Annotated in this window: 20 protein-coding genes; 19 read left to right on the top strand and 1 reads right to left on the bottom strand. The window is 49.8% G+C overall.

What is annotated here, in order from left to right; genetic code table 11:
- Positions 1-35: 35 nt before the first annotated feature.
- The 19 genes from fabK (at position 36) to araA (ending at position 19,626) form a co-directional block, all read left to right on the top strand.
- The gene (gene fabK / locus DW819_RS11655) at positions 36-962 is read left to right on the top strand and encodes an enoyl-[acyl-carrier-protein] reductase FabK (RefSeq protein WP_118533699.1); all 927 of its coding nucleotides are present in this window, start codon (positions 36-38) and stop codon (positions 960-962) included.
- Between the two features lie 22 nt (positions 963-984).
- Complete coding sequence (gene fabD / locus DW819_RS11650) at positions 985-1,905, top strand: ACP S-malonyltransferase (RefSeq protein WP_118733436.1); 921 nt, start codon at positions 985-987, stop codon at positions 1,903-1,905.
- Complete coding sequence (gene fabG / locus DW819_RS11645) at positions 1,906-2,646, top strand: 3-oxoacyl-[acyl-carrier-protein] reductase (RefSeq protein ID WP_118733435.1); 741 nt, start codon at positions 1,906-1,908, stop codon at positions 2,644-2,646. It begins immediately after the preceding gene.
- A gap of 83 nt (positions 2,647-2,729) precedes the next feature.
- The gene (gene fabF, locus DW819_RS11640; RefSeq protein ID WP_118733434.1) at positions 2,730-3,968 is read left to right on the top strand and encodes a beta-ketoacyl-ACP synthase II; all 1,239 of its coding nucleotides are present in this window, start codon (positions 2,730-2,732) and stop codon (positions 3,966-3,968) included.
- Between the two features lie 18 nt (positions 3,969-3,986).
- Complete coding sequence (gene accB, locus DW819_RS11635; RefSeq protein ID WP_118733433.1) at positions 3,987-4,496, top strand: acetyl-CoA carboxylase biotin carboxyl carrier protein; 510 nt, start codon at positions 3,987-3,989, stop codon at positions 4,494-4,496.
- Between the two features lie 10 nt (positions 4,497-4,506).
- Positions 4,507-4,935, top strand: coding sequence for a 3-hydroxyacyl-ACP dehydratase FabZ (fabZ, locus tag DW819_RS11630; protein WP_118533704.1), 429 nt, complete (start codon positions 4,507-4,509; stop codon positions 4,933-4,935).
- 31 nt (positions 4,936-4,966) lie between these two features.
- Entirely contained in the window at positions 4,967-6,322 is a 1,356-nt protein-coding gene (locus DW819_RS11625) for an acetyl-CoA carboxylase biotin carboxylase subunit (protein ID WP_118733432.1), read from the top strand.
- A 59-nt stretch (positions 6,323-6,381) separates the two neighbouring features.
- Positions 6,382-8,100, top strand: a complete 1,719-nt coding sequence (locus DW819_RS11620) for an acetyl-CoA carboxylase carboxyltransferase subunit alpha (protein ID WP_118733431.1) — start codon at positions 6,382-6,384, stop codon at positions 8,098-8,100.
- A gap of 82 nt (positions 8,101-8,182) precedes the next feature.
- The gene (locus tag DW819_RS11615; protein WP_118733430.1) at positions 8,183-9,295 is read left to right on the top strand and encodes a nitronate monooxygenase family protein; all 1,113 of its coding nucleotides are present in this window, start codon (positions 8,183-8,185) and stop codon (positions 9,293-9,295) included.
- A 182-nt stretch (positions 9,296-9,477) separates the two neighbouring features.
- Positions 9,478-10,083 carry a nucleoside recognition domain-containing protein gene (locus DW819_RS11610; RefSeq protein ID WP_118733429.1) on the top strand — a complete coding sequence of 202 codons (606 nt, stop codon included), beginning with the start codon at positions 9,478-9,480 and terminating at the stop codon, positions 10,081-10,083.
- Positions 10,080-10,595, top strand: a complete 516-nt coding sequence (locus tag DW819_RS11605) for a spore maturation protein (protein WP_118733428.1) — start codon at positions 10,080-10,082, stop codon at positions 10,593-10,595. The genes DW819_RS11610 and DW819_RS11605 overlap by 4 nt, the downstream gene beginning before the upstream one ends.
- Before the next feature lie 146 nt (positions 10,596-10,741).
- Positions 10,742-11,182, top strand: coding sequence for a MarR family transcriptional regulator (locus DW819_RS11600; protein ID WP_243025824.1), 441 nt, complete (start codon positions 10,742-10,744; stop codon positions 11,180-11,182).
- Positions 11,183-11,213: 31 nt separating this feature from the next.
- The gene (locus tag DW819_RS11595; RefSeq protein ID WP_118733427.1) at positions 11,214-11,786 is read left to right on the top strand and encodes a GerMN domain-containing protein; all 573 of its coding nucleotides are present in this window, start codon (positions 11,214-11,216) and stop codon (positions 11,784-11,786) included.
- 388 nt (positions 11,787-12,174) lie between these two features.
- Positions 12,175-13,395, top strand: a complete 1,221-nt coding sequence (locus DW819_RS11590; RefSeq protein ID WP_118733426.1) for a sugar ABC transporter substrate-binding protein — start codon at positions 12,175-12,177, stop codon at positions 13,393-13,395.
- A 101-nt stretch (positions 13,396-13,496) separates the two neighbouring features.
- On the top strand, positions 13,497-14,468 hold the full coding sequence (locus DW819_RS11585; RefSeq protein ID WP_118708687.1) for an ABC transporter permease: 972 nt from the start codon (positions 13,497-13,499) through the stop codon (positions 14,466-14,468).
- Positions 14,469-14,487: 19 nt separating this feature from the next.
- A complete protein-coding gene (locus DW819_RS11580) occupies positions 14,488-15,987 on the top strand; it encodes a sugar ABC transporter ATP-binding protein (RefSeq protein ID WP_118544132.1) in 1,500 nt (499 codons plus the stop codon).
- Positions 15,988-15,997: 10 nt separating this feature from the next.
- Positions 15,998-16,969: an ABC transporter permease gene (locus DW819_RS11575; RefSeq protein ID WP_118733425.1), complete on the top strand. Its 972-nt coding sequence runs from the start codon at positions 15,998-16,000 to the stop codon at positions 16,967-16,969.
- 72 nt (positions 16,970-17,041) lie between these two features.
- Positions 17,042-18,157 (top strand): GntR family transcriptional regulator, encoded by a 1,116-nt coding sequence (locus tag DW819_RS11570; RefSeq protein WP_118733424.1) that lies wholly within the window; start codon positions 17,042-17,044, stop codon positions 18,155-18,157.
- Positions 18,158-18,186: 29 nt separating this feature from the next.
- Positions 18,187-19,626 (top strand): L-arabinose isomerase, encoded by a 1,440-nt coding sequence (araA, locus tag DW819_RS11565; protein ID WP_118733423.1) that lies wholly within the window; start codon positions 18,187-18,189, stop codon positions 19,624-19,626.
- Between the two features lie 72 nt (positions 19,627-19,698).
- On the opposite strand, the gene DW819_RS11560 is transcribed toward araA, so the two are convergent.
- A complete protein-coding gene (locus DW819_RS11560; RefSeq protein ID WP_118733422.1) occupies positions 19,699-21,537 on the bottom strand; it encodes a DUF885 domain-containing protein in 1,839 nt (612 codons plus the stop codon).
- Positions 21,538-21,609: the final 72 nt, after the last annotated feature.

The following is a 21,609-nucleotide window of genomic DNA, read 5'->3' as shown; positions in this document are numbered from 1 at the left end:
AAGCCTGATGGAAAGCAGGAAGTTGGAGGAGTCAGATGAAAACGAGAATTACAGAACTCTTAGGCATTGAATATCCGATCATTCAGGGCGGTATGGCATGGGTGGCAGAGAGCCATCTGGCAGCGGCAGTATCTGCGGCAGGCGGCCTGGGCCTGATCGGCGGAGCAAACGCTCCGGCAGAGGTAATCCGCAATTACATCCGTGAGGTAAAGGCGGTGACCGACAAGCCATTTGGCGTAAACGTTATGCTGATGAGCCCGTACGCAGATGAGGTGGCCAAGGTGATCGTGGAGGAAGGCGTAAAGGTTGTAACCACCGGTGCCGGAAACCCGGAAAAATATATGGAGATGTGGAAGGCAGCAGGCATTAAGGTAATCCCGGTTGTAGCTTCCGTAGCTCTTGCAAAGAGAATGGAGCGCTACGGCGCAGACGCTGTTGTGGCAGAGGGAACTGAGTCCGGCGGACACATCGGTGAAGCAACTACCATGACCCTGGTTCCACAGGTTGTGGACGCTGTTTCCATTCCGGTTATCGCGGCAGGCGGTATCGGTGACGGACGCGGCATTGCTGCAGCATTCATGCTGGGTGCAGAGGCAGTTCAGATGGGAACCCGCTTCCTGGTTGCAAAGGAATGCACCGTACACCAGAATTACAAAGACCGTGTCTTAAAGGCAAAAGATATTGATTCTACCGTAACCGGCCGCACCCACGGACATCCGGTACGCTGCTTAAGAAATCAGATGACCAGAGAGTATGTGAAGCTGGAAAATGAGGGCAAGAGCTTTGAGGAGCTGGAGTACCTGACCCTCGGAACGCTTCGCAAGGCAGTTCAGGAAGGTGATGTTACCAACGGAACCGTGATGGCAGGACAGATTGCAGGAATGGTTTCCAAAGAGCAGACCTGCAAGGAAATGATTGATGAGATGATGGCACAGGCAGAGACACTTCTGGGCCGCAAGTAAGAGAGAAAAAGGAGCAAGAGTGATGAGTAAGATCGCATTTATTTACCCGGGACAGGGCGCGCAGGTATGCGGCATGGGACAGGATTTCTATGAGCAGACAAAGGAAGGAAAAGAAACCTTCGACCTGGCAACCGATATCCTGGGATTCTCCGTTCCGGAGCTTTGCTTTACGGAGAATGACCGTCTGGATATCACTGAGTATACCCAGGCAGCGATGGTGACCACCAGCATTGCCATGACAAAGGTATTGGAAGCACAGGGGGTAAAGCCGGATGTGACTGCGGGCTTAAGCCTGGGTGAATATTGCGCACTCTATGCTGCCGGTGTTATAAGCGAGAAAGATGCTATTGCAACCGTGAGACAGAGAGGAATCCTGATGCAACAGGCCGTTCCGGCAGGGCAGGGCGCTATGGCGGCTGTTCTGGCTATGGATGCGGCTGTTATAGAGGAGACGATCGCAGATATTGAAGGCGTGCAGATCGCAAATTATAACTGCCCGGGACAGATTGTGATTTCCGGAAAAAAAGAGGCAGTGGAAACTGCCTGTGAAAAGTTAAAGGAAGCCGGTGCAAAGCGCACCATCATGTTAAATGTAAGCGGACCGTTCCATTCCCGCATGCTGACCGGTGCAGGCGAGAAGCTTGGCGAGGTACTGGAGCAGGTGGAGGTGCATACCCCGCAGATCCCGTATGTAGCCAATGTGACTGCGCAGTATGTAACTGATGCGGCAGAGGTAAAACCGCTTCTGACAAAGCAGGTTTCTTCCTCTGTCAGATGGGAGCAGAGTGTCCGCACCATGCTGGCTGACGGCGTGGATACCTTCGTGGAAATCGGACCGGGAAAAACCCTGAGCGGATTTATGAGAAAGATCGACAGAACCGTAAAGGTTCTTAATATAGAGAAACTGGATGACGTGGCGAAAGTCGTGGAGGAACTGAAATAAATGTTAACTGGAAAAATCGCAGTGGTGACCGGCGCGAGCCGCGGCATCGGCAAAGAAATCGCAAAGACTCTGGCAGCAAAGGGAGCAACCGTTGTTGTTAATTATAACGGTTCTGCAGAAAAGGCTGAGGAGACGGTAAAAGAGATCGAGGCACTGGGTGGAAAGGCTGAGGCCCTGCAGTGCAACGTGTCGGACTATGACAAGGCAGCTGAGATGATGGCATATGTGGTAAAGACCTACGGCCGTGTGGATATTCTGGTGAACAACGCCGGGATTACCCGGGACAATCTGCTGATGAAGATGAGCGAGGAAGATTTTGATGCAGTGTTAAATACCAACTTAAAGGGCGCTTTCAATTGCATCAAGCACATTTCCCGTCAGATGTTAAAGCAGAAGAGCGGACATATTGTAAATATTTCTTCTGTATCCGGCGTCATGGGAAATGCAGGACAGGTAAATTACAGTGCTTCCAAGGCGGGCGTGATCGGCATGACCAAGGCAGTGGCAAGAGAGATGGCAAGCCGCGGCATCACCTGCAATGCAGTGGCCCCGGGATTTATCAAGACCGATATGACCGAGGTGCTGTCTGATACTATCAAGGAAAATATCAGTGCACAGATTCCAATGCGAGCATTTGGCGAGACTGCGGATGTAGCAAATCTGGTAGCATTTTTAGCATCTGACGAAGCAAAGTACATTACAGGACAGGTTATCTGTGTAGACGGCGGAATGGCCATGTAACGTAAGCATGCAAACGGCGGTGACAAAGTCAGATCTGAAGATAGCGCCGCATGTGTTGAAAGAAAAATCACAGGAGAACAGATATGAGCAGACGAGTAGTAGTAACCGGCATGGGTGCCATCACCCCGATCGGCAATAGCGTAGAAGAATTCTGGAATGGTTTAAAAGAAAAGAAAGTCGGTATTGCACCGATCACCTATTTTGACACGACAGATTACAAGGCAAAGCTGGCAGCAGAGGTTAAGGATTTCGATCCGAAGCAGTTCATGGATCCGAAGGCAGCAAAGAGAATGGAGCAGTTCTGCCAGTTCGCAGTAGCTGCAACCAGACAGGCTGTTGAGGATGCAGATCTTGATATGAGCCAGGAAGATCCGTTCCGTGTGGGCGTAAGCATTGGTTCCGGTATCGGAAGCCTGCAGTCCGTTGAGCGTGAGTACAAAAAGCTTCTGGAAAAAGGACCGGGCCGTGTAAATCCGCTTCTGGTTCCGCTGATGATCAGCAATATGGCAGCAGGAAACGTTTCCATCCAGTTTGGCATGAAGGGCAAATGCATCAATGTAGTAACCGCGTGTGCAACCGGTACCCACTCCATTGGTGAGGCATTCCGTACCATCCAGTATGGTGATGCCGACGTGATGGTAGCAGGCGGCGCAGAGGCAAGCATCACTCCGATCGGCGTGGCTGGATTTACCTCCCTGACTGCATTGAACACCACAGATGATCCGGCCCGGGCATCGATTCCGTTTGATGCAGAGCGCAGCGGTTTTATCATGGGTGAGGGTGCAGGTGTCGTTGTATTAGAGTCTTTAGAGCACGCGCAGGCAAGAGGTGCCAAGATTTATGCTGAGCTGGCCGGCTATGGTGCAACCGGTGACGCTTACCACATCACTTCTCCGGCTGAGGACGGAAGCGGTGCGGCAAAAGCCATGGAGATGGCTATCGCAGATGCAGGCATGAAGCCGGAGGATGTAGATTACATCAACGCGCATGGCACCAGTACTCATCATAACGATTTATTTGAGACCAAGGCCATCAAGATCGTGCTCGGTGATCATGCATACAAGACTAAGATCAACTCTACCAAGTCCATGATCGGACATCTTTTAGGCGCAGCAGGCGGTGTGGAGTTTATCACCTGTGTAAAGTCCATTCAGGAGGGATATGTCCACGCAACCGCAGGCCTGGAGAAGGATGATCCGGAGTGCGATCTGGATTACTGTAAGGGTGAGGGCGTGCAGATGGATGTAAACTGTGCAATCTCCAATTCCCTGGGCTTTGGCGGACACAATGCAACCCTGTTGGTAAAGAAATTCGAGGCGTAAAGCTTCAGGAGGTAGACCATGACGATTGATGAGATCGTAACACTGATCCAGGCTGTTTCTGATAATGGCCTGACCAGTTTTGTATATGAAGAGGGTGACCAGAAGCTGGTGCTCAAGAAAAAGAAGAAGAAAAATGTAGCGCAGGCTCCGGTTGCTCCGGTTGTGATTTCCCAGCCGGCCGCTCCGATGATGGGCACAATGCCGATGCAGATGGCAGCCGCTCCGGCTGCGGTATCTGAGGCACCGGAAAAGGCAGATGAAGAGAAAAAGGAGAGTAGCCTGGATATTGGTTCTGATAAGGTTGTGACTTCTCCGCTTGTAGGAACCTTCTATTCTTCCGCTTCTCCGGAGGCAGAGGCATTCGTAAAAGAAGGCGATACCGTAAAGAAAGGTCAGGTTCTTGGTATCATTGAGGCCATGAAGCTGATGAACGAGATCGAGAGTGAATATGACGGTGTAGTAGAGGCAGTCCTGGTGAACAACGAAGATGTGGTAGAGTACGGACAGCCGCTGTTCCGCATCCGATAGGAGGTATATTATGAGACTGGGAATCAAAGAAATCCAGGAGATCATTCCGCACAGACATCCGTTTCTGCTGATTGATTTTATCGATGAGCTGGAGCCGGGCGTACGTGCGGTTGGCTACAAATCCATTACCTTTAATGAGCCGCAGTTCAACGGCCATTTTCCGGGACAGCCGGTTATGCCGGGAGTGCTGATGATCGAGGCGTTGGCACAGGTTGGGGCGGTAGCTATCTTAAGCCTGCCGGAGAATAAGGGCAAGACCGCGTTTTTCGGTTCCATCAATAACGCAAAATTCAAACAGATGGTACTGCCGGGAGACCGTCTGAAGCTGGAGTGCGAAATTATTAAGCGCAAAGGCCCGATCGGTGTTGGCAAGGCTGTTGCGACCAATGCAGAAGGAAAGATCGCGGTATCAGCAGAGCTGACCTTTGCGATCCAGTAAGGCCGCGGAAACGCAGAGTTGAGGTACGGGAATGTTTGATAAAATCTTAATCGCGAACCGCGGCGAGATTGCGGTAAGAATTATCCGGGCCTGCCGCGAGATGGGAATTAAGACTGTGGCAGTCTACTCGGAGGCAGACCGCGATAGTCTGCACACCCTTCTGGCAGATGAGGCCATCTGTATCGGACCGGCACCGTCAAATCAGAGTTACCTGAATATGGAGCGTATTCTGGCAGCTACCGTAGCCATGAAGGCAGAAGCTATTCATCCGGGATTCGGATTCCTTTCAGAAAACGCGCGCTTTGCGGAGCTGTGCCAGAAGTGCAGCATCGCGTTCATTGGTCCGTCTGCGGAGATCATCAATAAAATGGGCAATAAATCCGCAGCCAGAAAGACCATGGTGGAGGCCGGAGTTCCGGTGGTTCCGGGCAGCAAGGAGCCGGTTTACACAGTAGAAGAGGCTCTGAAGATGGCAAAGGAGATTGGTTTTCCTGTTATGATCAAGGCCTCCTCCGGCGGTGGCGGTAAGGGTATGCGCGTTTCCTGGAGTGAGGAAGACTTTGAAGCCAACTTCCAGAATGCGCAGATGGAGTCCGTGAAGGGCTTTTCCGATGACACCATGTACCTGGAGCGTTTCGTAGAGAACCCGCGTCATATTGAGTTCCAGATCATGGCGGATAAGTACGGCAATGTTGTTCACTTAGGCGAGCGTGACTGCTCCATTCAGCGGCGCCACCAGAAGGTGCTGGAGGAGTCTCCGTCCATCGCAATCTCGGAGGAGCTTCGCAAAAAGATGGGCGAGACTGCTGTAAAGGCGGCAAAGGCCGTTGGCTATGAAAATGCGGGAACCATCGAGTTTCTGTTAGATAAAAACAAAAACTTCTACTTCATGGAGATGAACACCCGGATCCAGGTGGAGCATCCGGTAACGGAGCTGGTAAGCGGTCTGGATCTGATCAAAGAACAGATCCGTGTGGCAGCAGGAGAGAAATTAAGTGTGACCCAGAGGGATATCCATATCCAGGGTCATGCTATTGAGTGCCGCATCAACGCAGAGAATCCGGCAAAGAATTTCATGCCGTGTCCGGGAAAGATAACCAACATTCATATCCCGGGAGGCAACGGAGTCCGTGTGGACACACACATTTACAATGAGTATAAGGTTCCGGCCAACTATGATTCCATGCTGATGAAGCTGATCGTACACGGAAAAGACCGTGCAGAGGCTATTGCGAAGATGAGAAGTGCGCTGGGCGAGCTGATTATTGAAGGCATCGATACCAACCTGGATTTTCAGTTTGAAATCTTAAGCAATCCGGTTTATCAGGACGGTCATAAAATTGATACCGGATTTATCCCGGATCAGTTCCCGGAATACTGTAAGTAATGTAATAAGGCACAGGGAAGTTTTTTCCTGTGTCTTACGCCTATTAAGGAGAATCCTGTATGTTTAAAAATATGTTCAAAAAGACATATACCATGATTGACACTCACCGTAAGGCTAAGAGCGAAGAAGAGCCGAACATCCCAGAGGGACTCTGGAGAAAGTGTAATAAGTGCGGTCAGCCGATCTATGTGGAAGATGTGCGCAACAATCTGTATGTCTGTCCTAAGTGCGGCGGATATTTCCGTGTGCATGCATACCGCCGCATTGAGATGCTGCTGGATGAGGGCAGCTTTGAAGAATGGAATAAGGAAATGGAGTTTTCCAATCCATTAGATTTCCCGGGATACGAGAAGAAGGTCCAGGCAGCACAGGAAAAGACCGGACTTCAGGAAGCTATCGTAACCGGAAAGGGAACCATCAAAGGCTTTGAGACTGCCATTGGTATCTGTGATGCCCGGTTCATTATGAGCAGTATGGGACATGTGGTGGGCGAGAAGATTACCCGCATGGTTGAGCGTGCTACCGAGGAAAAACTTCCTGTCATTATTTTTGCCTGCTCAGGCGGCGCGAGAATGCAGGAGGGCATTGTTTCCCTGATGCAGATGGCCAAAACTTCTGCTGCACTGGAAAAGCATCATGAGGCAGGACAGCTTTTTGTCAGCGTCCTGACAGATCCGACTACGGGGGGCGTGACAGCAAGCTTTGCCATGTTAGGCGATATCATCCTGGCAGAACCCAATGCTCTGATTGGATTTGCAGGGCCGCGTGTCATTCAGCAGACCATTGGCCAGAAGCTTCCGGAGGGCTTCCAGAGAGCAGAGTTCTTACTGGAACACGGTTTTGTAGATAAGATCGTAGACCGGGAAAACCAGAGGGATGTTCTGGCAGATATTTTGCGGATGCACAAGAAACAGGAAATGACTGTGAATCCACAGCATGTGCAGGCAGAACCTGCAGAGTCTGTGGAAAACTATCTGGAAAAACAGAAAAAGAGTGGAAAAAATGCCTGGGATACCGTGCAGCTTTCCAGAAGCGCAGCCCGTCCGGTGGCAATGGATTACATTCACGCGCTGTTTGATGATTTTATGGAATTCCATGGTGACCGTTATTTCAGCGATGATGGAGCCATCATTGGTGGCATTGCCACTTTCCGCGGTATGCCGGTAACGGTGATCGGCCAGCAGAAGGGCCGCACTACCAAGGAAAATATTCATCGGAATTTTGGCATGCCGTCTCCGGACGGATACCGCAAGGCGCTGCGCCTGATGAAGCAGGCAGAGATCTTTGGCAGACCGGTGATCTGTTTTGTAGATACACCTGGCGCGTTCTGCGGCATTGAGGCTGAGGAGCGCGGACAGGGTGAAGCCATTGCCCGCAACCTTTTTGAGATGGCGGCATTGACCGTTCCGGTCCTTTCAATCGTGATCGGAGAAGGCGGAAGCGGCGGTGCACTGGCTATGGCGGTGGCCAATGAAGTATGGATGCTGGAAAATGCCATTTATTCCATCCTTTCTCCGGAGGGCTTTGCATCCATCCTGTGGAAGGACAGCAAGAAGGCTCCGGATGCAGCCAGGGTTATGAAGATTACGGCAGCAGATCTTTATGAGCGCGGCCTGATCGAGCATGTGATCCCGGAGCCGGAACCGGCTTCCATTGAAACCATGCCGTTACTGGCAGACCATATCAGACAGAGCATGACCGCATTTTTTGAGCGGTATGGAGGTAAAACCAAGGAAGAAATCCGCGAGTCCCGTTACCAGAGATTCCGGAATATGTAAATGGCTGCAGTGGCAGGCTGGTACGGAAAGTCGTAAGAGTCCATAAGCCAGAGTTTGCCGCTTCCGGCTTAAGGAGAAGCATATGAGTATAATGAAAGCATTAAAAATCGGTGATCTTACAGCAAAATATCCCATCATTCAGGGGGGAATGGGAGTAGGCATCAGCCTTCACTCCCTGGCAGGAGCGGTAGCGAAAGCAGGTGGTATTGGTATCATTTCCACCGCGCAGATCGGATTTAAGGATCCGGAGTTTTTAAAGGCACCAATGGAGGCAAATCTGCGTGCCATTGGTGAGGAACTGAAGAAAGCACGGGAGATCGCGCCGAAGGGTATTATCGGATTTAATATTATGGTGGCAACCCGCAACTACGCACAGTATGTGAAGGAGGCCGTGAAGGCCGGAGCGGATATTATTATTTCAGGAGCCGGACTTCCGGTGTCCCTGCCGGAGCTTGTGGAAGGGGCTAAGACGAAAATAGCACCTATTGTGTCCACCGCAAAATCCGCTATGGTGATCTGCAAAATGTGGGACCGCAAGTATAAGCGCATTCCGGATCTTCTGGTGATCGAGGGGCCGCTGGCGGGTGGCCATCTTGGCTTTTCCAGAGAGGATTTGAGCCGCTACGGCGCAGACACAAAGGATGTGCCGCATACCTACCATCAGGATCTGTATGATGAAGAAATCCGCAGTATCATGAAGGTGGTAAAACAGTTTGAGGAGAAGTACCAGAAACATATTCCGGTAGCCATCGCAGGCGGCATTTACACCCGGGAGGATGTGGAGCATGCCATGGAGCTTGGCGCGGACGCCGTGCAGGTGGCAACCCGTTTTGTCACCACTGAGGAGTGTGACGCACCGGAGAGCTACAAGCAGGCCTACATCAACGCGAAGGCAGAAGATATTGTCATCACCCAGAGTCCGGTAGGCATGCCTGGGCGTGCCATTGTAAATCCGTTCCTGGAGAAGATTACGGCCATGAAAGAGCGTGGGGAAAAAGCAAAGATCAGCCACTGTTACCAGTGTCTGGAGCATTGTGATCCGGCTAATATCCCGTACTGCATTACCAAAGCTCTGTCCAATGCGGCAGAGGGAGCGCTGAATGATGCCCTGCTGTTCTGCGGCAGTAATGCTTACCGTGCCGATAAGATCGAGACGGTGGAGGCTGTGGTGCAGGATCTGGTTGGAACAGTGTAATAGGAGGAGCCTGTGGTACACAGCCTGACTGTATAAAAGGCGAAAACGCTGTATGGCAAAAGAAAAGTGTTTCCGGTATGGCATAAAGGAGTTGAAACTCCCATAGATTGAAAGCAAATGATGCTGCGCACGGCTCGTATGATCCGGCACGGCAGCATGATCAGAACAGGAAGTGACCGGTATTGCTGAATTATCTGTGGGGCGGAATGCTCTTGGCCGGAATGCTTTGGGGCGCATGTAATGGAACATGGAACGAAGTGACCCAGGCTCTTCTGGACTCTGCAAAAGAATCCGTGAGCCTGGGTCTTACCATGCTCGGAATTCTGTCGTTCTGGTGTGGAATTATGGAAATCGGAAGCCGGGCAGGACTGGTGAGATGGCTTACCGGCTGTATGGCACCCGTACTGGATTTTTTGTTTCCGGAACTTGAGAGGGATCATCCGGCCAGGGAACCGATTGCGGTGAATATCATTGCTAATATGCTTGGACTTGGCATGGCGGCTACACCTGCGGGGTTAAAGGCCATGCAGGAGATGGCGAAGGACATCCCGACGGCCCGGGATGAGGAGCCCGTGGCCACCCCATCCATGTGTACGTTTATGATACTGAATATTTCGTCCCTGCAGCTGATTCCGGTGACGCTGGTTGCTTACCGGAGCCAGTACGGATCCAGACAGCCGGAGGCGGTGCTGGGACCTGCGCTGGCGGCTACGGCCATTTCCACGCTGGCGGCGGTGATTTTCTGTAAGGTTATGGACTGGAAAAACAGGAGGGCAGCTCATTTATGATTCTGTGGCTTTCCAAAATCCTTCTTCCCTTTGTCATCAGCTATGTGATTGCTTTCGGCCTGATTTCGCGCCGTCCGATATTTAATGATTTTCTGGATGGCGCAAAAAATGGTATGAAAACTGTGGCAGACATTTTGCCGACCCTGATTGGTCTGATTGCGGCGGTGGGAGTAGTCCGGGCCTCCGGACTTCTGGATGCAGTGACCGGTGTATGTGCAAGGACCGCGGGATTTTTGCATATTCCGCGGGAACTGGTACCCATCACCCTGGTACGTCTGGTTTCCAGCTCGGCAGCCACCGGGCTTTTGCTGGATCTGTTTCGACAGTACGGGCCGGACAGCCACGTTGGCATGGCGGCATCGGTCCTGATGAGCAGCACAGAGACGGTCTTTTATTGCCTCAGTATTTATTTTGGCAGTGTACAGGTGCGCCGCACCCGTTATACCGTGCCCGGGGCACTGATCGCTACGGTGGCCGGGATCGCGGCCAGTATCTGGATTACAGGAAAGTGATGGAAGAAAATCACAAAGCCTGGAAGTTTGTAACAAAAATCACAAATCTTTCACAATCTCGTAAGAAAAACTCGGTTGTCGAAAGTGGTCAAATCATGTATAATCAAGAGCGGAGCGACAGGCTTCGTGTGCAGTGAGGGAGAAAAGTGGATACTTACGCGACATTAAACGATGCCCTGGTAAAGCTGTTTCGTGATGTGATGGACTTAGAGGAGCAGGCCATCATCACACAGGAATTCCAGGATATTACAAATAACGATGTGCATGTGATCCAGGCCATTGGCACAGGAGAACCCAAGAATATGTCTATGATTGCCAAAGAGCTGTCTGTGACGGTGGGAACCCTGACCATAGCCATGAACAGTCTGGTAAAGAAGGGCTACGTGACCCGGGAACGAGGAAAAGAAGACCGGCGTGTAGTCTATATTTCGTTGTCCGAAAAAGGAAGGCATGCCTATGAACATCACGAACAGTTCCACCACGATATGATTGAGGCAATTTTACAGGGTCTGACTCCCGACGAGACCGAGAGCCTTGTCAAAGCCCTTGCAAAACTGAATATCTGGTTTCGCAAGGCGAAAGCATAACACACAAGATATACAAGGAGGCTTTATCATTATGAAGAAATTAGTCATGGGCTTACTGGGAGCCATGATGATCTTATCATTAGCAGCATGTACCCCGACCACCGAGAAGAATAAAACCGGCGAGGTGAAAGAACCGCAGCAGGAAGATGTAGTTGAGTCTACTGCAGATGCAGGTCCGGGTGTGGTGACTGGCAGACCGGTTGATCAGGATGCACCGGATCTTAAGATGGTATGTATATACAGTGTCAGCGAAGATGGAAGCAAGATAGGGGGAAGCATGGATTCAGTAGAGACTCTGGACGCGCAGAGCCTGGTAGATCTTCTTGTTCAGTACGGAGTGCTGGATGACGGAACCAAGGCAGTCAGCTTCACCACCGAGGGAAGTGCTGCAAGTCAGGAGGCAGGTCCGGGTATGACCGCGGATACTACCATGGCAGAGAAAGCAACCCTGGAGTTAAGTCAGTTCCCGTCTGAAAATCAGGAAAGGGTTCTTCAGGCAGTGGCAAACACCTTCTGCGAGAACATGGATACAGAAACCATCACCATCAAGGCAGGGGGACAGACTCTGGCAGAGGGCCTGAGCTTTGCAGATGCGGGAAAGTAATACAGAAAATAAACCGGAGACCGGCAGCACAGCGTGCAATGCCGGTCTCCTTTTTTTGAGCTGATTGTTCAGATATCTAAAACCATACAGCTTTCCAAACAATTCAAAGTTGTATTTAGAAAGAATCTGGAACGTTAAAGGATTCACACGTGTATTGACAGAAATACACAAAATACGATGCAAGATACCGACGAAAAATGATGCAACATGTATGATGATGATAAAAAATATCGGATATTATGACAATTTTTAGATGATTTTGCATAAGAAAAAGTACAACTTTTGATAAAAAATACCTTGTATTGTGTTGCGCAATTTGCTGTCAAAACGTATAATAAAGCCATGATAGTTGTTGAAAACAATTAAAAACATGTTGGGAGGAATCAAAATGAAGAAAGTCTTCAAAAAAGCAACGGCAACCGTGACAGCAGCAGCGATGCTGGCAAGCCTGACCGCATGCGGCGGTGGTGCAGCATCCAGCGCAACCACAGCAGCCCCGGCAGCTGACTCCAAGGCAGAGGGCGGCGCAGAGACCACCGAGGCAGCAGCTTCCGGTATCGACAACAAGGATATCAAGATCGGTGTTTCCATCTGGTCTTCTACCGATGTTCTTGGTTCCCAGTGTAAACTGATCCTGGATGAGGCGGCAAAGGCTTTAGGTGTACAGGTTCAGTATGTTGACCAGGGCCATGTATCTGAGAAGGTTACCGCTTCTGTAGAGCAGCTTGCTGCAGCAGGATGCCAGGGCATCATTATCTGTAACTCTTCTGATACTGAGATGACTTCTGCAATCAAGACTGCAAATGACAATAAGGTTTATCTGGCACAGTTCTTCCGTGTGATCAGCAAGGATAACAGCGCAGATATCTACGACATGGCAACCCAGTCTCCGTACTACATCGGAGCAGTTCATGAGAATGAGCCGGAGAACGGCGAGAAGCTGGTTCAGATTCTTCTGGACAAGGGTGACAGAAACATCGGTCTGATCGGCTGGGAGCAGGGTGATGCTACCTGGTTAGGCAGATGGGAAGGCTACAAAGCTGGCGTTGAGAACTGGAACAAAGAGCATCCGGATGATCAGGCTAAGCTGTCTGAGCCGCAGTACGCTGGTACTTCTTCTGAGGGTGGTTCCAAGGCAGCAGAGGCTCTGATGTCAGCAGATCCGACTCTTGACGCACTGATCCCGGCAGGCGGCGGCGGTGATCCGCTTCAGGGCGCTATCGCAGCAGTTGAGCGTGCAGGCAAAGTTCAGGATATCGACATTGTTTCCACCGACTTCCTTCCGGATCTTGGAGAGAGACTGGAGAATGGTTCCATGGCTGGCCAGTCCGGCGGACATTACTGCGACCCGCTTATTGCTTTCATGATGGTATACAACGCAATCAAGGGCAACTACAGCGGATTCGAAGGCAAGTTCGAGGATGTTCCGTTCCCGTACCTGTATGTATCTTCCGCAGATGACTACAAAGCTTACGAGCAGTACTTCGTAGATCAGCTTCCTTACACCGATGAGGAACTGGTTGAGATGTCTGAGCTGGATCTTGAGGGCCTGAAAGAGGCAGCAGCTAAGATCTCCATCGAAGACGCAGCAGCAAGAGCTGGTAAATAATTTACAAAAGATGATTTGGGCTGAGTAGCTTGAGACGGCCGGTATCGCGCGGCGATGCCGGCCGTCATGTCTTAGTATGAAATAAGAACGAGGTAAAAAATATGGGTACTCCTGTTGTTGACACACCCGGAAAGAAAAAACTTTCGGGAACTGTGAAGGGCTATCTGATCCTGTTTGGTCTGGTAGTGCTTTCCTGGCTGATCTTTAAGATCCTGACACCTAGCAACTTTGGTTCACCGGCTAACATGCTGAGCTATTTCCAGGCCAGCCTGATTGCCACAGTCGGTGCAGTTGGCTTCTATTTCGTTATGGTTATGGGAATGTTTGATTTCTCTATTGGTGCAAACATCATGCTTTCCGCAATCGTTGGCTGCGTGTTCGCATCAAGATTCGGAATGGGCTATGCCGGACTCATCATCGGAAGTATCGTGACCGGTTCCATCGTTGGTCTGTTGAACGGCGTTTTCTATGTTAAGCTTCACATTCCGTCTATGATCGTAACCACGGGTCTTGCGCTGATTTATGAGTCTGTTGCGAACTATATCGCAGGCGGTGTGGAGCAGACGCTTCCGTCTAACCTGCGTGCCTTTGGCCAGATGCCGGGCAACATTATCCTGGCAGTGTTAGCATGCGTGGTTGCGTACATCTTTTTAAATTACACCAAGATCGGTACATACACCTACGCGATCGGCAGCAACGAGTTTGTAGCCAAGAACATGGGTATCAACGTAGATAAATACAAGGTTCTGGCATTCATCTTAAGTGGCGCCTTCCTTGGCGTCATGGCAGTCCTGACCATCAGCTATGGTTCTTCCATGGTAGCAGTAACCGGAATGGCCTCCATGAGCCGTAACTTCGTTCCGACCATGGGCTGCTTCTTTGGACTTGCATTCAAGAAATACGGTATGCCGTTACAGGCAATTGTGATCGGTGAGTTTGTCATCAACATCATCTTCTTCGGATTCATCGCCATGGGTGCTCCGACCGCAATCCAGGATGTTATCACCGGCCTTGCGCTGCTGATCATCATTACGGTAACCACCAAAGTAACAAAAGGCGAGATCGTCAAGTAGATCATAGGGAGGAAATGCAATGAGCGAAGTAAGGTTAGAGGTAAAAAATCTTTGCAAGTCCTTCGGTATCACGAAGGCGGTTCAGAATGTTTCATTTAACGTAAACAAAGGCGAGGTACATGCGTTGATCGGTGAGAATGGTTCCGGTAAATCAACCCTGACCAACATGTTGACCGGTATCTACAGCATCGGAAGCGGTACCTTCGTACTGGATGGAAAAGAGATCCATCCGAAAAACCAGGTTGAGGCAAATAACGAGGGTGTCTCCATTATCGTGCAGGAGCTTGGTACCCTGTCTGGCCTGACTGTGGCAGAGAATATCTTCCTGGGCCATGAGGACCAGTTCGTACATATGGGAATCAAGAACACCAATGCCATGAACAAGAAGGCAACGGAGCTCTTAAAGAAATATGGCTTTGAGCGTATCAAGGCAGCAGACATTATTGATGAGTATAACTTTGAGGACCGTAAGCTGATTGAAATCGTAAAGGCAACCTACTTTGATCCGAAGATCGTAGTCATCGATGAGACCACCACCGCTCTTTCTCAGGAGGGACGTGAAGAGCTGTACAAGCACATGAACCGGATCCGTGAAAGCGGCAACTCTATCATCTTCATTTCCCATGATCTTCCGGAGATTCTGGACAAGTCTGATACCATCACGATCATGCGTGACGGTGTTTACATTGACACTGTAAAGAGCAAAGACGTAACAGAGGATGACTTAAAGCGTCTCATGGTTGGCCGTGAGGTAACCGGTGACTATTATCGTTCCGATTACGGAGAGAAGGTTTCTGATGAGGTGGTTCTTTCTGTAAAGAATGTATCTGTTCCAGGCCTGATCCACGATGTAAGCTTTGACCTGCACAAGGGTGAGATCCTTGGCTTTGGCGGTCTGTCCGAGTCCGGTATGCATGAAATCGGAAAAGCTATTTTCGGCGCTTCCTATGACCGTACCGGTATCGTAGAACTGGCAGATGGAACCCAGATCAATGATATTCCGACTGCCATTAAACACAGCATTGCTTACACGTCCAAAGACCGTGATAATGAGTCTGTTGTGTTAAACCAGAGTATCGGTGATAATATCTGCCTTCCGTCCTTAGACAGCCTGGCCGGTAAGAGCCATCTGTTAAGCGACAAGAAGTTAAAAGAGTTTGCAAACAAATATGCAAAGCAGATGTCCGTTAAGATGGTCAACGTAGACCAGTTTGTATCCGACCTTTCCGGCGGTAATAAACAGAAGGTTGTTCTGGCAAGATGGATCGGTAAAGACTCTGACATCGTTGTATTAGACAGTCCGACCCGAGGCATCGATATCAAGGTAAAACAGGATATCTATCAGTTAATGAACCAGATGAGAAAGAATGGCAAGTCCATCATCATGATTTCCGAGGAGTTAATGGAGCTCATTGGTATGTGCGACCGCATCATGATCATGAAGGATGGCAGGACCAGCGGAGAGCTGGAGCGTAATGAGGCCCTCGATGAGAACAGCCTGATTACGATGATGGTATAAGGAGGCAGCAATGGAGAATCAAGTTAAGACAAACACAGACCAGAAGGAGCAGCAGCTCAAAAAAATATCAAAAATGTCGATGATCCGTGCCCTGCTTCCGATCGCGGGACTGATTATCATTTTCTTACTGTTTAATGTACTCACGAATTTCCGAATGATGAAGAACCTGCCGCTGGTACTGTCACAGGTATATGTGACTATGATCGCAGCAACCGGTGTATTCTTTATCATGACCATGGGTGGCCTGGATTTCTCTCAGGGCTCTATCCTGGGTATTGCATCCATCGTAGTATGTATGCTTTCCAAGACCAGCATTCCGCTTGCAATTGTGGGCGGTATCGTGGCAGGCGCAGTGATCGGAGCAATCAACGGTTACTTCTATGTATACCGCAAGATCAAATCCTTTATTGTTACGATCTGTACCATGTTCCTGTTCCGTGGATTTATCAAGTATCTGACCACCAACGCGCCGGTTGCAGGTTCTGCAAAGCTGATCAACTTTGACAGCACCGGATTAAAGATTGCGTGTACCGTACTGATTCTGGTTATTGGATTTGTATTGTTCCGCTTCACGAAGTTCGGCACTTACTTAAAGGCTATCGGTGCAGGTGAGAAGGCTGCAATGTTCTCTGGTATCCGCACCGACCGCATGAAGTTCTGGATCTACGTTTTAGCTGGTGCAATTACCGGTTTTGCAGCGTTTATCAACGTTATCAAAGTTGGTTCTGTTACTTCTTCCGGCGGTAACCAGTTAGAGACCCAGATCCTGATCGCACTGGTACTTGGCGGTATGCCAATCTCCGGCGGCGCAAAGGTACGCTTTGAAAACATCATCGTAGGTTCTCTGCTTTACATCGTATTAAACAGCGGACTGACCATGATGGGCTTTACTACACAGCTCATGCAGCTGATCCAGGGTGTAGTCTTCCTGGTATTCGTAGCAGTATTTGCAGACCGTCAGTCCCTGCAGGTAATCAAATAGCAGGCCTGAAAACGGAGAAGAATAAAACGATGGGAATGACAGCATAAGGAATTACATCGGAGGTTTGATGATATGCCCAGAACAGTGGGAAGTCAGAATCAGCAGAATCTGAAATACCAGAAGCTTTATAACTGGGGCCGTACCCTGATCACCAGCGGTGTGATCAAGAATCAGGATAAGTTCCCATCGGAACATATCCTTCAGAAAAAGTTCGGATATTCCAGACAGACGGTGCGGAATGCTCTGGATCGTCTGGAAAAGGACGGACTGATCGTCCGGATAAAGGGAAGCGGAACCTATGTATCGTATGAAAATAGCGACGCGGACGGAGCACGCCCCCATGTTGGGCTGATCTTAAGCTACTTTTCGGACTATCTGTTTCCGCAGGTCTATGCGGGAATTGAATCGGTGCTCCGGGAAAAAGGCTTTGAGATCGATGTGGCCGTAACCAGAAACCGGTTGAACGATGAAGAACTATACTTAAAGGGATTTTTAAACCGGAATGTGGCCGGGCTTATCATTGAGGGAACCCGGTCCACCTTTCCCAATCCGAATCTGCGTCTTTATAAGGAAATCCGGAAACGAAATATTCCAACGCTGTTCATCCACAATCATTATCAGAATGAACAGTTTGACAGTGTGGAGATGTCGGATGCCCGGGCGGGCTATGAACTGACCCGGATGCTGATCCAGAATGGACACCGCCGCATTGGAGGGATTTTTAAGTATGATGACATGCAGGGCATTGAGCGCTATCGCGGTTTTATCGAATGTCTGTCAGATTACGGGATCAATTTTGACGATGACTGTATCCGGTGGTATTCCACCAAGGATATGGAAGAGAAGTTAAGCAGAAAAAGTCTGCTGCGGATGTACCGTCGGACTAAGGACTGCACGGCTATGATCCTCTACAACGATGAGGTGGCCGGCTTCTATATGGATTTTTTAAAGGAACGCGGACTGCGTGTGCCGGAGGATCTTTCATTGGTGTCGTTTGACGATGCGGGACCGGAACAGAACGCGGAACTGAAAATCCTGTCAGCAATCCATCCCAAGTATAATCTGGGACGGATTACAGCCCGGAATCTGCTCCGTATGATGGAGGATCCGGACTGGCAGAAAAAGAACTACGCGCACCAGTTTCCGGTTTCATTTAACAATGGAAACTCGGTTCGTGATATAAGATGAGCATTCATATTTATAGGAGGTAGATTGACATGAAAAAGTTATACTTTGCAGTAGGCTCCCAGGATCTTTATGGAGACGAGTGCTTAAGACAGGTGGCAGAGGACAGCCGCCAGATGACAGAATTTCTGAATGAGAAATTAAAAGATATCGCAGAGGTGGAGCTGGTTCCGACCATTATCAACTCTGAGAGCTGTATTAAGACCATGCGTCAGGCATCCTGCGATGACGACTGCGTAGGTGTGATCACCTGGATGCATACCTTTTCCCCGGCCAAAATGTGGATCAAAGGCCTTCAGGAGCTGAGAAAACCGCTTCTGCACCTGCATACTCAGGCAAATGAGAAGCTTCCGTATGACAGCATTGATATGGACTTCATGAACTTAAACCAGTCTGCTCATGGTGACCGTGAGTACGGCTTTATCGTAGCAAGACTCGGTATTCCGCACGAGGTGGTTGCAGGTTACTACAAACATGATGACGTTGTTGCAAAAATCCGTCAGTTCGCATCGGTTGCAAAGGCAATTTCCTACTCTAAGTCCTTAAAGGTTGCTTCCTTCGGCAACAACATGCGTGAAGTAGCTGTAACCGATGGTGACCGCGTAGAGAGCCAGATCAAATACGGCTGGGAGTGTAATTACTTTGCCCTGGGTGATCTGGTAGATATCATCAATGCAGTGACTGAGGCTGAGATTGATGCAAAGATGAAAGAGTATACCGACAAGTACACCATGAAGACTGACCGCATCGACTCTGTGCGTGAGCAGGCAAAATATGAGATTGGTCTGGAGAAATTCCTGGCAGCCAATGGTATCGGCGCATTCGCAGACACCTTCCAGGATCTGCACGGATTAAAGCAGCTTCCGGGTATCGCAGCTCAGAATTTAATGGCAAAGGGCATTGGCTTTGGTCCGGAAGGCGATTACAAGATCTCTGCGTTATCTGCAGTTCTTATGAAGATGTCTGAGGGTAAAGATGGTGCTACAGGCTTTATCGAGGATTATACCTATGATTTAACCCAGGGCCAGGAGCTTGAGCTTGCATCCCATATGCTGGAGGTTCCGCCGGCATTTGCAGCAACCAAACCGGAGATCGATGTACTGCCGCTTGGAATCGGTGGTAAGGAGGATCCGGCCAGACTGATCTTCGATGGTGTGACCGGCGATGGCATCCAGGTAACCATGGTTGACATGGGCGATCACTTCCGTCTGATCTGTGCAGACATCGAGCTGGTAAAACAGCCGAAACCGATGCCGAACCTTCCGGTAGCAAGAATCATGTACCGCCACAAACCGAACTTCCAGATCGGTACCGCAGCATGGTGCTACGCAGGCGGCGCTCATCATTCTGTCGTATCTACCGCACTGACCAGAGACGATATCGCAATGTTTGCACGTCTGACCGGCACAGAACTCATCACCATCGGTGAGGACACTACTGAAGCAGATCTGCAGAAATTCTTCATGAAATAAACTAAGGAAAAGAAGATCCGCCCGGCAGCCTGTGAAGGCTGCCGGGCGGATCTTTGTCTGCAGATAGATATGCTACTTTCTCATCTTCTGGTTCATGAGCCAGGTGGTAAAGTAAGACTGAATCACATCAAAAGGTGCATTTCCCATATCCAGAAGGAAGGTGTGGAATGCAGTGGCATCAAAGGAATCTCCCAGCTGCAGTTCAGCAGTTTCCCGCATATTGCGGATTTCCAGGGAGCCGATGAAATAAGAAAGGTAGTTTGCGGGATTATCTACCATGGTTTCAAACATGGAATCCACAACGGATTCCGGATCACTGAAATAGGAGGCCAGATATTTCTGCACATCCTTCCGTTCCCAGCCCAGGTAATTCACAGCCAGATCCAGGTAGGCGTGAATGCCGAGGGTAGCTTTGGAATTAGCCTCCAGCAGCTCACCGAGCAGCGGGTCCAGTCCGTTGTCTAACCGGTAGGAGAGTGCTTCCACATAAGCGGCCCAGCCCTCGGTATAGCCGGAAAAGCTTAAGATTTTTCTCAGGTCGGAGCTGCAGTGATTGTGAAACCAGACAGTCTGGTACAGATGCCCCGGATAGCCTTCATGGGCAATGGTGTTGTAGAGGGGCTGGTTGTCATAGATGGGGTTTTTGTTGATGTAGATGACATTCTGGGAGCTGTCATCGATCGGTGAAGTCAGATAAAAGGCAGGGCTTAAGGAAAGCTCCAGCGCTTTTGGGACATCCTTTAAGGTGTAGCTGCATTCCGGAAGCTGAGGAAAGTCCTTTAAGGTCTGCTCTTTTAATTCTTCCATGATAGCAGTGGGTTCAGTCTGGCGGTACTGGTAGCTGTCCAGCATGGATTCCAGTTCAGGGTGTTCTGATAACAGCTTTGAAGTAATTTCCAGGTTATCGGAAATTTCCTGCGCCGTTGCCGTCATCAGCTCGTCGATGGTGTGATACGAGGTCCCAGTAGTTGTGTATACAAGATACTCGTAATAGGTTTTTCCATCCGGATATCCGCACATGCCTTTTTCGTTGATGCCAGTGTTCTTTAGCTTTTCCAGACCATCGATCAGCAGCTTGTATGCAGGAACAAAATGTTCCTCCAGAGCAGCCTCGTTGCGGGCGCAGAGTTCTTTTTTTGCATCCTCCGTCAGATCGGGAAGCGCACGTAACCGTTCTTTGAAAGAGTCGATCATAAAATTATTGCCCGGAACCAGCAGGTAGCTTTTGCAGGATTCGATGACATGGTCAATGGAGGTATTGCTCATCATCAGTCCGGCCCTTGCCTTTTCCTGCTCAAAGGAAAGAATCTGTCCGTAAAAGGTATCCAGGTATTCCAGGATGTTCAAATAGTCCTCTGCATCCTGGCGGGTGTAGAATGTGTATTCACAGAGAAGCATGGGAAGCTGCGCCTGGGTACCGATGGTTGGCGCCAGCGGCTGGCTGTAAAGCTCCAGGCCCTCACCCTTTTTCTCGGTATTCATCAGGCTTTCCAGAATGCGGAGTGTAAGCTTCTGGTCCTCTGTCAGCAGAGAAGGCTGGAAACCGGAAAGTTCATTCCGCAGTTTTTCCTGGTCCTTCCGTGTCTGCTGAAAAGCTTCCATGGAGATGGGGGCAATCAGCGCGTCTGTCTCGGTAATGCCGCGGGCCTCCGGATTTTTTAAAAGAAAATGCAGGTCCAGCCGGGAGGCGGAAATCTCATCCTGAAACAGATTTTCCTCAAAATCCGCAAAGCGCTGCTGTTCTTTTAAACTGCTTTCTGTGAGTTGTTCGTAGTCCGCACTGCTTTCTTCCTCATAAGGGGCAGCAGTTGTAGGCTGTGGAGCCCGTAAAGCAGGAGCACAGGAACAAAGCAGCATGGCGCAGAGCGCGGCAGTTAGAAATGGCGGCAGCTTTTTGTAGTTTTTATGCATGAAGCGATCCTCCAAAATGATCTTAAGTGTTCCTAATTATATAATATACTCGAAGGAAATACAATATATGTG

The organism is Clostridium sp. AM33-3, assembly GCF_003480315.1.
Taxonomy (GTDB): domain Bacteria; phylum Bacillota; class Clostridia; order Lachnospirales; family Lachnospiraceae; genus Brotaphodocola.
Note: the sequence above shows the minus strand (reverse complement) of the source record. Positions and strands in the feature narration are given on the sequence as shown.

Bases quoted from the DNA above. Each gene is read 5' to 3' on its own strand.
- DW819_RS11625 (WP_118733432.1), top strand. From the start codon at position 4,967: ATGTTTGATAAAATCTTAATCGCGAACCGCGGCGAGATTGCGGTAAGA.
- fabF (WP_118733434.1), top strand. From the start codon at position 2,730: ATGAGCAGACGAGTAGTAGTAACCGGCATGGGTGCCATCACCCCGATC.
- fabZ (WP_118533704.1), top strand. From the start codon at position 4,507: ATGAGACTGGGAATCAAAGAAATCCAGGAGATCATTCCGCACAGACAT.
- DW819_RS11615 (WP_118733430.1), top strand. From the start codon at position 8,183: ATGAGTATAATGAAAGCATTAAAAATCGGTGATCTTACAGCAAAATAT.
- DW819_RS11585 (WP_118708687.1), top strand. From the start codon at position 13,497: ATGGGTACTCCTGTTGTTGACACACCCGGAAAGAAAAAACTTTCGGGA.
- DW819_RS11620 (WP_118733431.1), top strand. From the start codon at position 6,382: ATGTTTAAAAATATGTTCAAAAAGACATATACCATGATTGACACTCAC.
- accB (WP_118733433.1), top strand. From the start codon at position 3,987: ATGACGATTGATGAGATCGTAACACTGATCCAGGCTGTTTCTGATAAT.
- DW819_RS11595 (WP_118733427.1), top strand. From the start codon at position 11,214: ATGAAGAAATTAGTCATGGGCTTACTGGGAGCCATGATGATCTTATCA.
- fabK (WP_118533699.1), top strand. From the start codon at position 36: ATGAAAACGAGAATTACAGAACTCTTAGGCATTGAATATCCGATCATT.
- DW819_RS11590 (WP_118733426.1), top strand. From the start codon at position 12,175: ATGAAGAAAGTCTTCAAAAAAGCAACGGCAACCGTGACAGCAGCAGCG.
- araA (WP_118733423.1), top strand. From the start codon at position 18,187: ATGAAAAAGTTATACTTTGCAGTAGGCTCCCAGGATCTTTATGGAGAC.
- fabG (WP_118733435.1), top strand. From the start codon at position 1,906: ATGTTAACTGGAAAAATCGCAGTGGTGACCGGCGCGAGCCGCGGCATC.
- DW819_RS11580 (WP_118544132.1), top strand. From the start codon at position 14,488: ATGAGCGAAGTAAGGTTAGAGGTAAAAAATCTTTGCAAGTCCTTCGGT.
- DW819_RS11605 (WP_118733428.1), top strand. From the start codon at position 10,080: ATGATTCTGTGGCTTTCCAAAATCCTTCTTCCCTTTGTCATCAGCTAT.
- DW819_RS11575 (WP_118733425.1), top strand. From the start codon at position 15,998: ATGGAGAATCAAGTTAAGACAAACACAGACCAGAAGGAGCAGCAGCTC.
- fabD (WP_118733436.1), top strand. From the start codon at position 985: ATGAGTAAGATCGCATTTATTTACCCGGGACAGGGCGCGCAGGTATGC.
- DW819_RS11570 (WP_118733424.1), top strand. From the start codon at position 17,042: ATGCCCAGAACAGTGGGAAGTCAGAATCAGCAGAATCTGAAATACCAG.
- DW819_RS11560 (WP_118733422.1), bottom strand. From the start codon at position 21,537: ATGCATAAAAACTACAAAAAGCTGCCGCCATTTCTAACTGCCGCGCTC.